The sequence below is a fragment of the Parasaccharibacter apium genome (genome assembly GCF_002917995.1).
GTDB lineage: Bacteria > Pseudomonadota > Alphaproteobacteria > Acetobacterales > Acetobacteraceae > Bombella > Bombella apis.
On record NZ_LMYH01000010.1, the window covers coordinates 1 to 12183 of the forward strand.

At 59.0% G+C, this 12183-nt stretch carries 9 protein-coding genes and 1 pseudogene; 9 read left to right on the forward strand and 1 reads right to left on the reverse strand.

Going from position 1 to position 12183, the window contains the following annotated elements; genetic code table 11:
• The 5 genes and pseudogenes from ASO19_RS04335 to ASO19_RS04355 form a co-directional block, all read left to right on the forward strand.
• Positions 1-583, forward strand: a pseudogene (locus tag ASO19_RS04335) (oxygen-independent coproporphyrinogen III oxidase); the annotation flags it as partial.
• Between the two features lie 144 nt (positions 584-727).
• The gene (guaB, locus tag ASO19_RS04340; RefSeq protein WP_081563087.1) at positions 728-2212 is read left to right on the forward strand and encodes an IMP dehydrogenase; all 1485 of its coding nucleotides are present in this window, start codon (positions 728-730) and stop codon (positions 2210-2212) included.
• A 60-nt stretch (positions 2213-2272) separates the two neighbouring features.
• A complete protein-coding gene (locus ASO19_RS04345; protein ID WP_081563088.1) occupies positions 2273-3586 on the forward strand; it encodes an RsmB/NOP family class I SAM-dependent RNA methyltransferase in 1314 nt (437 codons plus the stop codon).
• A 152-nt stretch (positions 3587-3738) separates the two neighbouring features.
• Positions 3739-5589, forward strand: a complete 1851-nt coding sequence (locus ASO19_RS04350; protein WP_043560400.1) for a cation:proton antiporter — start codon at positions 3739-3741, stop codon at positions 5587-5589.
• A 122-nt stretch (positions 5590-5711) separates the two neighbouring features.
• Positions 5712-6416: a response regulator transcription factor gene (locus ASO19_RS04355; RefSeq protein WP_043560399.1), complete on the forward strand. Its 705-nt coding sequence runs from the start codon at positions 5712-5714 to the stop codon at positions 6414-6416.
• Positions 6417-6498: 82 nt separating this feature from the next.
• Here ASO19_RS04355 and ASO19_RS04360 read toward each other — a convergent pair whose 3' ends face one another.
• Positions 6499-7293: an exodeoxyribonuclease III gene (locus ASO19_RS04360; RefSeq protein WP_081563089.1), complete on the reverse strand. Its 795-nt coding sequence runs from the start codon at positions 7291-7293 to the stop codon at positions 6499-6501.
• Between the two features lie 102 nt (positions 7294-7395).
• Here ASO19_RS04360 and ASO19_RS04365 point away from each other — a divergent pair, with 102 nt between their 5' ends.
• The 4 genes from ASO19_RS04365 to ASO19_RS04380 all read left to right on the forward strand — a co-directional run.
• Positions 7396-8424 carry a dipeptidase gene (locus ASO19_RS04365; RefSeq protein WP_249085470.1) on the forward strand — a complete coding sequence of 343 codons (1029 nt, stop codon included), beginning with the start codon at positions 7396-7398 and terminating at the stop codon, positions 8422-8424.
• Positions 8425-8730: 306 nt separating this feature from the next.
• On the forward strand, positions 8731-10608 hold the full coding sequence (gene uvrC, locus ASO19_RS04370) for an excinuclease ABC subunit UvrC (RefSeq protein ID WP_103765482.1): 1878 nt from the start codon (positions 8731-8733) through the stop codon (positions 10606-10608).
• 44 nt (positions 10609-10652) lie between these two features.
• Positions 10653-11216: a CDP-diacylglycerol--glycerol-3-phosphate 3-phosphatidyltransferase gene (pgsA, locus tag ASO19_RS04375; RefSeq protein WP_081563091.1), complete on the forward strand. Its 564-nt coding sequence runs from the start codon at positions 10653-10655 to the stop codon at positions 11214-11216.
• Between the two features lie 138 nt (positions 11217-11354).
• Positions 11355-12183, forward strand: an 829-nt coding sequence (locus ASO19_RS04380; protein ID WP_103765483.1) for a hypothetical protein, incomplete at its 3' end; no start/stop codon positions are given.

Sequence of the window (12183 nt, forward strand, 5' to 3'; positions counted from 1 at the left end):
GGACAGGATCGACCGTGTTCTGGTTGAGGAAGGCTACAAGTCCATCGGGCTGGACCATTATGCCCATCCTGAAGATGCCATGGCCCATGCCTATGAGGCCGGTACACTGCATCGCAATTTTCAGGGCTATACGATCGATTCATCACCCGTCCTGCTGGGGATGGGAGCATCGGCCATTTCCATGACACCTGACGGATTCTACCAGAACATTCCGTCTACGGCGGCTTATATCCGGGCATTGAAGGAGCATGATGGCCTTCCCGTTGCCCGGGGGGTGTTCCGTACGGAGGAGGACCGCTGGCGGGGGAAGGTGATCGAGACCGTCATGTGCCTTTCGGGCGTGGACCTGACACCCTACATCCCGTCAGGACAGGGTCTGGAACAGGCTTTTGCAGAAGAGCTGGAAGCCCTGCGTCCTTTCGAGGAGGACGGGCTGATCCGCTGGGAGGGCAACCGGGTGAGCCTGACAGAAAAGGGCGGCCCCTTCCTGCGGCATCTGGCGGCCGTATTCGATACACGGCGCAAGGAACTGGCCGCAGCAGGCGAGGGGAAACCAGTCCCCCGTTTTTCTTCCTCCCTGTGAGGAGAGCAGGCTGCAGTCTGTTTTCCTTTGCCTATGGTTACAGAGTGCGTTATGAGACCCTGCCAACAGCTTAATTACCCTTTCAGTGGTGGTAGGCTGACCTAGTTGTATTGAACAGGACGCACGAGCGAGGGCGTAGGCATCATGACCAATTTCCAGAATGACAAACTTTACAGCCGTGTGCGTGATGCCCTGGCCTTTGATGACGTGCTGATCGAGCCGGTTGAATCATCGGTTCTTCCCGGTCAGGTCAGCACGAAGACACGTCTTACCCGCAAGCTGGAGCTGAACATTCCGCTGCTCTCTTCCGCCATGGATACGGTGACGGAAGAGGAAATGGCCATCTCCATGGCGCAGCAGGGCGGCATGGGTGTCATCCACAAGAATCTGACGCTGGAAGGACAGGCCGAGCAGGTCCGTCGTGTGAAGCGTTTTGAGGCTGGCATGGTGGTCAATCCCGTTACGGTGGGGCCGGACCAGACGCTGAGCGATGTTCATGAGATCATGGCCCACCATGGCATTTCCGGCCTCCCGGTCGTGGAGAAGGATGGCAGGCTGGTTGGTATTCTGACCAACCGTGACATGCGTTTTACCGAAGATAAAAATACCCGTGTGCGGGACCTGATGACGCATGAGGGGCTGGTCACGGTCCGGCACGGGGCATCCCCGGATCAGGCCCGCCAGCTGCTGCATGATCATCGGATCGAGAAACTGCTGGTCGTGGACGATGCGGAACGCTGCATCGGTCTGATCACCGTCAAGGACATGGACAAGGCCATGACCCATCCGCTGGCCGTGAAGGATGCGGAGGGGCGTCTGCTCTGCGCTGCGGCCATCGGCGTTGGGGAGGATGGTCTCCGCCGTGGGGCGGCTCTTGTCGAGGCAGGCGTGGATGTGCTGGTGGTCGACACGGCCCACGGTCATTCCCGTGGCGTGCTGGAGACCGTGGCCCGCCTGCGTGACAGATATGCCGACGTGCAGCTGATCGCCGGCAACGTGGCCACGCCAGAAGCTGCCAGGGCGCTGATCGAATCCGGTGCAGACTGTGTGAAGGTCGGCATCGGTCCGGGGTCCATCTGCACGACCCGTGTCGTGGCCGGTGTGGGTGTGCCGCAGTTCTCCGCCGTGCTGGAAACGGCAGCCGCCTGTCATGAGCTGGACATTCCTGCCATCGCCGATGGTGGCATCCGCACGTCCGGTGACATCGTCAAGGCCATCGGGGCCGGTGCTGATGTCGTGATGGTCGGCTCCATGCTGGCCGGATGTGAGGAAAGCCCCGGCGAGAGCTTCCTGTATCAGGGGCGGACCTACAAGGCTTATCGTGGCATGGGGTCCATGGGGGCCATGGCCCGTGGTTCGGCAGACCGTTACTTCCAGGGTGAGGTGAGGGACACGCTGAAGCTGGTGCCGGAAGGGATTGAAGGGCAGGTGCCGTACAAGGGGCCGATGGCGGCTGTCGTACACCAGCTGATCGGTGGCCTGCGGGCTGGCATGGGCTATACCGGCTCCGCCACGATTGCCGATCTTCAGGCCCGTGCCCGCTTCCGCAAGATCACCAATGCGGGTCTGCGGGAAAGCCACGTGCATGATGTGACCATCACCCGGGAAGCTCCCAACTATCGGCTTTAATTGGCTTTGAAAGGTCATTTTTTCCTTTCCTGATGAAAGGAAACGGAGTAGGCGGGGGCCATGACCCCCGCTGCTCGTCTTTCTGGTGCGATTGATCTGCTTTGTGCGATCCAGAACGCACCGCACCGTCCGGCTGATGCCGTTGCCAACAATTTCTTCCGTGAACGCCGCTATATCGGTGGTGGTGACCGCCGGGCCATTTCCACCCTTGCGTGGGACGTGCTGCGGGCATGGCGTCGGCTGCACTGGCATCTGCGGGCGGACCTGCGCTACCGGCATGAGGATGTTTCCCCGAGGCTGCTCTGTGCGGCCATGCTGCATTTTGTCGGGCAGCCCCTTTCATCCATCCAGTCCCTTTTCAGCGGGGAGCGTTACGCTCCAGCTCCGCTGAGCGAGCGTGAAATGGTCATGCTGGAGGCTCTGGAAGGGCAGGACATCAGCAGCGAAAAGCAGCCACTGCCGGTCCGGCTGGAATATCCCGACTGGCTGCACCCTTATCTGGTGGAAGATTTTGGTGACAGGCTGGAGGAGGAAATGCGGGCCCTCATGGGGGCACCCTCCCTGGACCTGCGGGTCAATCTTCTGAAGGGAACACGGGAGGAGGCCCTGCGCCGTCTCCGGCGGGAAGGTTTTCAGGGGGAGCCGACGGCTCTCTCTCCGTGGGGCATCCGGCTTGAAGGGCGTCAGCCCGTTACAGTGGCGGCTCTTTTCCGGGAAGGGCTGGTAGAGATACAGGATGAAGGCAGCCAGCTGATCGCAGCAGCCGTGGATGCCAGACCGGGGCAGAGGCTGCTGGATTACTGCGCCGGTGCTGCCGGAAAGACGCTGGCTCTGGCCATGACGATGGAGAATAAAGGGCAGATCGTGGCCTGTGATGTCTCCCGGGTCCGGTTGGATGGTGCCACGAAGCGTCTGCGCCGGGCGGATGTCCATAACGTGACACGGCATCTGCTGAGTGAAGGCGACAAATGGGCGAAACGGCGGGAAGGCCAGTTTGACACGGTACTGGTGGATGCTCCCTGTTCCGGTACCGGGACATGGCGGCGCAATCCTGATGCCCGCCTGCGTTTGACAGAGGAGGACATCAAGGAACTCTGCGCCAAGCAGGCAGCCATTCTGGACATTGCAGCCCGTCTCGTCCGGCCGGGCGGGAAGCTGGTCTATGCCACCTGTTCCCTTCTGGGGGCGGAGAACGGAAAGCAGATTGAAGCCTTCCTGAAGAGGCAGGAGGCCTACACCCTGCTGCCTGCGGAGAAACGTTCCATCCTTCTGCCGGAAGAACTGCGGCAGGAGGCACTTTTCTCCCTGACGCCTCATGGTTTCGGGACGGATGGTTTCTTCGTGGCGGCCATGGAAAAAATGTCCCAGGGCTGAGACGCATGCAGGGACGGGCTATCCGGTCTCCTGTCTGTCCCTGCGGCGGATTTGTGCATCTGTCATGAAAATGGCTAATATTTGGACAATGGCCAGCCTGTTCCTGCTACGGGGCCGGGCGGTCCTGTCTGACTGGAGGAAACAGATCCCCTATGGCCTATGATGTTCTCTTCGGTGTGGTGCTGACATTCGGGGCAGGGATGCTGGCACAATGGGTTTCCTGGCGCCTGCGGCTCCCAGCCATTGTTCTGCTCTTTGCCATGGGGCTGCTTTTTGGCCCTGTTCTGGGGTGGCTGCATCCATCAGAAACATTGGGTCATGCGTTCCGTCCACTGGTCTCCATGCTGGTGGCCCTGATCGTCTTTGAGGGTGGAATGGTGCTGGATATCCGCCAGCTCCGGGAGGCCGGGCAGGGCGTTGCCCGCCTGACGATGGTGGCCCTGCCAATCAACTGGATACTGGGAGCTCTGGCAGCCCATTATGTTGCCCATCTGGAATGGGGAACATCCTTTCTCTTCGGGGCCATCATCGTGGTGACGGGGCCGACGGTCATCCTGCCCCTGTTGCGGAGTGCCAAACTCCAGCCCCGTGTGGCGGCCTTCCTGCGGTGGGAGGCCATCGTCAACGACCCGCTGGGGGCCATTCTGGCTGCCGTCGTCATGCAGATCATGCTGTTGCATGTGGACCTGCACAAGCAGATTTTCTTCGTCCATACCCTGCCGGACATGCTTCTGGCTGGGGCTGTTTCCGTGGCGGCGGGCATTTTGCCTGCCTATCTGCTGCGTTACCTTTTTACCCGGGACCTGATGCCGGAGCTGTTGAAGGTACCCATCATGGTCACGCTGGCGCTGATCATTTTCGAGGCCTGCACGCTGGTGATGGAAGGGGCCGGCCTGATTGCCGTGACCGTCTTCGGCATGATGCTGACCAACCTGCATATCCCGGGCCTGAATGAACTGAAACGGACCAAGGAATCTCTGGTGGTCCTTATGGTATCCGTTCTGTTCATCCTGCTGACGGCCGACCTGCACCGTGCCGTGCTGGCCAGACTGTCTATTCCCATCCTGCTTCTCACGCTGGTTGTGCTGTTTGTCGTTCGCCCCCTGTGCATTTTCCTGGCCACGCTGGGGACAAGCATCAGCTGGCAGGAACGGATTTTTGTCGGATGGATCGCTCCACGAGGGATTGTTGCGGCGGCTGTGGCTGGTGCGGCGGGGATCAAGCTTTCGGAGGCGGGGTACGCCTCTGCCGATCTTGTCATGCCGGCCGTGTTCTGCGTGATTGCCGTGACGATGATCTGCCACGGTTTTTCACTCGGCCCGCTGGCACGAAGGCTGCATCTGACTCTCTCCAATGAGCCCGCTCTGGTCATTCTTGGTGGTAATGCCTGGTCGACCGATCTGGCGGCCTGCCTGAATGAGGAGAAGGTACCTGTTCTGCTGGTGGATACGACAGCGCAGGAACTCATGCCCGCAGCCCGGCGTGGGGTGCCGGTCCTCAAGGCGGAACTTCTCTCCGCAGCGGGGCAGGAGGCTCTGGAGGAGCGCCCGGCGGACTACCTGATCGCCACGACCGGGGATGCCATCTATAACGGGATGGTCTGCGGGCATATGGCTCCGCATATGGGGCGGGAGAGGGTCTATCAGGTCAGTCCCGGTGTGGCCCGGCTGGACCTGTATCGTGGTCTCTCACGTGATGCCCGGGGAAAGGTGCTGGGAGAACCGGGCTGGAACTATACGTTCTTTGATACCCTGTTCAGTCGTGGCTGGCGTTTTGTCTGTCAGAGCGTGACGGATGCCACGGTGGATCTTTTCGGGAAAGAAGAAAACCGGTTGGATCTGCTCATTGTTCGCCGGGGTACGGGCATCTTCGTTCGCTCGGCAGAAGATCGGGCCTGGACCATGCCGAGCATGGGGGATCTTGTCATTTCCATGAGGGCGCCGGAAAGCCGTGATGAGGGGGCAGATGTAAAAGAGGAAGCAGAACTGCGTGCAGGGGCGTAGTGCTTGGCCGTCATTCGGGCTAGTGTAGTGCCCTATCAGAAAGACAGGTCCTCCCTGTCTGCCCATCCGGCATGGGCGGAGAGGCGGGGTTTTGAGTGCATTACGGACGGGATTTTTGGGATATGAATGCTCATCACTCAATACTGATTGTTGACGATGATGATGCCTTGCGCCTTCTGCTGGCTGAACAGCTGGGAGAGGAGGAAGCGTACCGCGTTGAACAGGCTGCCACCATTGCGGCTGCACGGGAGGTGATGGATCACTCTTCTGGAGGCAGGACAGACATTCTTCTGCTGGATGTGAACCTGCCAGATGGTGACGGGCGGGATTTCTGTGCCGGGTTGCGGGAGAGGGGCATTCATATCCCCATCATCATGATGACGGGGTCGCATGATGAAGATGACGTGATTCGTGGTCTGGATGCTGGAGCGAATGACTACGTGGCCAAACCGTTCCGCATGGGCGAGCTGAAGGCCCGTCTGCGGGCGCAGCTGCGTCTTTTCGAGAACAGTGAGGATGTTGTTTTTGATATCGGTCCCTATGTTTTCCATCCGGCCAGGAAGCAGCTGGTGGACCAGAAAAAGGGGCAGCGCATCCATCTGACGGAAAAGGAAACGGCAATCCTGAAATATCTCTACCGTGCCGGTGGGCAGCCAGTGGAGCGGGACGTGCTGCTGCATGAGGTCTGGGGCTATCACGCCTCGGTGACGACCCACACGCTGGAAACGCACATCTACCGTCTGCGGCAGAAGATCGAGCCTGATCATGGCCGGGCCGGGATTCTGCTGACGGAAGGTGGTGGGTACTGCCTGAATCCTGATCTCTGACGGATGGTGCCCTGAGGGCGGATAGAAGAAAGGCTGGCAGGAGGAAGTCCTGCCAGCCTTTCTGCCATCTGGTCCAGTCTGGTCAGACGGCCAGATCCATCATGACGGGAACGTGGTCGGAAGGGGAGGTCCAGTCCCGCATGGGGCTGAGGACATTGATTGTCTTCAGGCCGGGGAGAAGGTCCGGTGTTGTCCAGATATGGTCCAGACGGCGCCCCCGGTTGGATTTTTTCCAGTCACGATTGCGGTATGACCACCATGTGAAGAGCTTTTCCGGTTCTGGAATGGCCTTCCGCATGGCGTCTTCAAATCCGGCATGAAGCCATTCGGTCAGGCGTGTCGTTTCCGGTGGCGTATGGCTGACGATTTTCAGAAGCTGACGGTGGCTCCAGACATCATGCTCCAGCGGAGCGATGTTGAGATCACCGACCAGAATGCTCCGCTGTGGCGGATTGGCCCGGAACCATGCTGTAGCCTCCTCAAGGAAGGCGAGTTTATGGGCGAATTTTTCATTTTCCTGCGGGTCGGGAATATCGCCACCGGCGGGCACGTAGAAATTGTGGAGCGTCACCGGCCCGGTTTCTGTCTGGATGCTGGCAGCCACATGGCGGCAATCCTCCCGGCCACACCAGTCCGGCGTGCCGGTAATGGGCTCCAGCGGTGTGCGGGAGAGAATGGTGACCCCATTATAGCTCTTCATTCCACGATAGAGCTGATGGGGAAAACCCAGCTCTGCCAGTGCATCACGGGGGTAGAGAGGGTCCGGCACTTTGGTTTCCTGAAGGCAGATGACATCAGGGGCCTGTTCCTCAATCAGACGCTGGAGCAGGGGTAGCCGGAGGCGGAGTGAATTGATGTTCCATGTAATGAGACGCATGTTTTCTGATCTCCTCTGGAGCGGGAAATTTCAACGGATGATCTTGCGATGAACAGGGTTTACCCCAATCTGGGGGGAATGAATAAGGAAAGTCTTCCGCATATGCCCATCCTGATGATCGACAGCCATATTGATATTCCATGGAACGAAAAAACGGCGGAAGGTCTGCCCTGCTGGCATAAGCGGGACCAGGCGGATGTTGCCATGCGGGATGTGGAACGCCGGTTTACCGTTCCCAAGGCGCAGGCCGGTGGGATGGGGGTGGCCTGTCTGGCTGCCTATACACCGCAGGCTGGTCTGGATGACGCAGGGCATGAGGCAGCGTGGCAAAGAGCACGGGCCATGCTGGAGGCGATGGAAGAGATGGTTCCGCTTCATCTTTCCGGGCAGGCTGTGCTGTGCCGGAGAGTTCCGGATATCCGGCGGGCTACGGAGGCCGGGCAGGTGGCTTTGGTGCCTGTCATGGAAAATGGCTACCCCTTGGCGGATGACCCGGCCCGGATCGGCTATCTCGCCCGGCGGCATGGCGTGCGTTACATGACCCTGACCCATAATGGCCATAACCTTCTGGCGGATTCGGCGGTTGTCCGGCAGGGGCCGGCAGAAGTGCATGGCGGTCTGTCCGCTTTGGGGCGGGAGGTTATTGGTGAGATGAACCGGCATGGTGTGCTGGTGGATGTTTCCCATGCATCCCGCAAGACCATGATGCAGGCGGTGGATGCATCCTCAGTTCCTGTTTTTGCCAGCCATTCCTGTGTGCGGGCTTTGTGTGATCATCCCCGCAATCTGGATGACGGACAGCTTGATGCACTGAAGGCCAGTGGTGGCCTGATCCAGATTACAGCCATGGGGCCATTCCTGCGCCGGGGTGGTGGTGGAACGCTGAAAGATTTTGTGGAGCATGTGCTGTATGTGGCCCGCAGGATTGGTGTCGAACATGTGGGAATTTCGTCCGACTTTGATGGCGGAGGCGGGATAGAGGGCTGGCAGGATGCCAGTGAGACTCACCATGTGTCCGAAGCGCTGGCTGTTGCTGGTCTGGATGCCGGGGAGATTCGGGCCATATGTGGAGAAAACATGCTGCGCCTGTTGCAGAGGGCAGAAGATAAAATTTCGAAATGTCAAACCTGATTTTTACTTTTTGAGAAAATTCGTGGTATTTTTTGCACAGTAATTTTTTCAGAAACGGGATTGACAGCCCACACCGCCATCAGGGGGCAGGAAAGGGGAGGATGCAGGGATAAAATCTTTTATAATTCCTTATTTTTCAGATGGTTATATTCTTTGCCTAAAAAATGGGCAATCTATGAAAAAAGAAGAGAAACCCTATGCTGTGTGCTTTTACCCTTGGAGTATTCACAGCTTTGTCCACAGGAATGGTGGATGAGTATGAAAGGCGCAGCATGATCATGAAAAACTGGCGGAAAACTAGGACATATGCCTGAAAGACCCCACGGCGCCCCTGCGATTCGGAAAGCCCTGAAGACGATTCCTGAAAGTCCCGGCGTGTATCGCATGATCGGTGCGAAGGGGGAGGTGCTGTATGTCGGCAAGGCGCTGAACCTGAAGAAGCGGGTCACGTCTTACACGCATGTCGCCCGTCTACCGGACCGGTTGAAGCTCATGGTCTCCCTGACGGCCAGCATGGAAATCGTCGTGACACGCACCGAGGCCGAGGCCCTGCTGCTGGAGGCCAACTACATCAAGCGGATGAAGCCCCGCTTCAACATCCTTCTGCGGGATGACAAGAGTTATCCGTGGCTTCTGCTGAGCGGGGATCACGCCTATCCCCGCCTGATGCGCCAACGGGGGAAGCCCGTCAAAGGGGCAACCTATTGGGGGCCTTTTGCGTCATCCAGAGCAGTGGACCAGACAATTCAGGTCATTCAGCGGGCCTTCATGCTGCGGACCTGTACGGACAGCGTTTTCGAATCCCGGACCCGCCCCTGCCTGCTGCACCAGATCAAGCGTTGCTCTGCTCCCTGCGTGGAGCGCATCAGCCCGCTGGAGTATCAGGGGCTGGTGGAACAGACGAAGGAATTCCTGAGTGGAGGCGGCCGGGAGCTGCAACAGCGCCTGACCCTGGAAATGGAACAGGCTTCCGAGGAGCTGGCTTTCGAACGGGCTGCTCTCATCCGTGACCGTATCCGGGGGTTTGCCAATCTACGGGCCTCAGGAGCCATCAATCCGGCCAGCATCCAGGAGGCGGATGTCGTTGCACTCTGGCAGCAGGCGGGGCAGAGCTGCATCCAGGTCTTTTTCATCCGTGGCGGTCGCAACAATGGCAACAGGGCTTTCTATCCCCGGCATGAGGCAGATGAGCCTGCGGCTGATGTTCTTGCGGCGTTTCTCCTCCAGTTCTACGAGGACAAGCAGCCTCCTTTACAGGTGCTGACAAGTTCTGAGCCTGCTGAACAGCCTCTGTTGACTGAAGCGCTGAGCCTGCAACGGGGGCAGAAGGTGCAGATTCTCCAGCCGCAGCGGGGTGAAAAGAAGGCGGTGTTGGACCACGCCATTCTCAATGCTCGTGAAGCTCTGGAGCGTCGGCTTGCAGAAACGGCCGGGCAGGCCGTTCTGCTGGAAAAGGTGGCCGAGCTTTTCGACCTGCCCGAGCCACCGAAACGTATTGAAGTTTATGACAATTCCCATCTGATGGGACAGGCTCCCTATGGCGCCATGATTGTGGGCGGCCCGGAAGGTTTCGTGAAGCGGGCTTACAGGAAATTTGCCATCCGTGGTCCTGTCGCTCCGGGTGATGATTTTGGCATGATGAAGGAGGTCATGACCCGTCGCTTTGCCCAGCTGACACCGGATGATTCAGGGAGTGAAAACTGGCCGGACCTGCTGCTGATTGACGGCGGCAAAGGGCAGGTACGAGTCGTCCGGGAGATTCTGGCGGAGAGGGGCCTGTCCTCCATTCCTGTAGTGGGTATTGCCAAGGGGGTGGACCGCAATGCAGGGCGGGAATGGTTCTTTGTGGAGGGGAAGGAACCGTTCCAGCTGCCCGTCAATGATGCTGTCCTCTACTATCTTCAGCGGTTGCGGGATGAGGTCCACCGTTTTGTCATCACGACACACAGGGCAGGACGTTCCAGAGCGTTGACCCGTTCCGGCCTCGACGAGATTCCCGGTGTTGGCCCAGCTCGCAAGAAGGCTCTGCTGACCCGTTTCGGCTCTGCACGCCATGTCGGGCAGGCGGCTCTGGAAGAGCTGGAGCATGTACCGGGAATTAATCGCGAAATGGCACAGGTCATTTATGGATATTTCCATCCAGAATGGGTAAGAGAACAGAGTGACGTCCTCAAAAAACCCTGACTGAGCACCGTGTTGGGGGTGGCCTTCCATATTAGGGATATCAGGTGATCAATCTTCCCAACCTTCTCACTCTGTTCCGTATCCTTGTCATCCCGGTGCTGATCGGGTGTCTGGCAGGTGGTGGCCTGTGGGCTGATATGGCGTTTCTGCTGTATGTTGGCGCCTGTGTGACCGACTATCTCGATGGGGCTCTGGCCCGTCGGCAAGGCCTGACATCAGACCTTGGCAGGATGATGGATCCGATTGCAGACAAGCTCCTTGTCGGGGGGCTTCTCCTGGCACTCGCAGGGATGGGAGGGCTGCGGTTCTGCTCGTTGTATGCAGCCATTCTCATCATGCTTCGGGAAATCATGATCAGCGGGCTGCGGGAGTATATGGCCTCCCGCAATGAGACGATTCCGTCCACCCGTCTGGCCAAATGGAAGACAGGCACACAGATGGTGGCCATCGGTTTCCTGATTCTGGGGGAGGGGGCTTCTACCTCCTTTCATGACGTGACATGGTGCTTTGGCGTAATTGGCGCTGCGCTGCTCTGGCTGTCTGTCATTCCGACGCTTCTGACGGGGACAGACTACCTCAAGGCGACCGTGGCGCAGATGCGGAGATAGACTTGGTGTGAGGTATCTGGCAGCTCGAGATGATGGTGGCAGAAGGTGGGCTGAGCCTTCCTGGGGACAGGTTGCGATGGTTGTAAAGGGTAGGGAATGAAAAGCAGGGAAGGAAAGCTAAAGAGGGTAGGCGCTGTCATGTCCTTCTTTGCGGTGGGGTGTACCAGTTTTTCGGTCAGCTGCACGGGTCTGGACAGGCATCTGGGTAGTACGATCAATCCTTTTGGCAATCCGAACATGCCAGATGCCCGGAGCGAGACGGCGCAGCGTGTCCGGGGAGTGAAGCTGAGCACAATGCCTGTTCTTCCCGAGGAGGGGGATGTCTGGCCGGGTCAGCCGGAGCCTGTGCCCAGCCTTCAGGATGTCAGCCGGTCTGACAGGAATTTTGTTGAGAAATGGCAGAAGGCGCGACCACAGCTTGATGCGGATCTCCGGCAGCAGCTCAATGATGGCCAGGGCATGAGTGTCGGGGAAGATGTCGGGCAGCGTTATGGGTCCGGTAAGGGCGTGATGCCCATAGGCAAACCCATTCCATCCCATGTCAAGGATAATGCGCGGCCTTACATGGAGCCCGCAGGGCGGGGTGTGGTTACCATTCCCAATGGTGATGGAACGGATACGCTCATTGCTCCTGATGGCAGCGTGAAGGTTGTCAGTGCGGGCAAGGCGTCCCTGTACGCACATGCCAGAACATTCGGGCATGTTCATTCTTCTGAGGAATCGCGGCAGGAGGCTCAGGCCGAGCTCCAGAAGGCACCGCCGGCAGAACCGCTTTCCCATCTGGAGCGCAGGGCTGGCGGGGGTGCCGTATCCCGGCAGCCAGCCTACAGGGAGCCGACGATTACGGAAGCGCCCCGTCCGCAGCCCAGGGTCGAGGTTCTTCCCGAACCGCAGCGTCCTGTACGTCAGGCGCCAGCCGTTACGGAAGCGCCCCGTCCGCAGCCCAGGGTTGAAGTTCCTCCCGAAC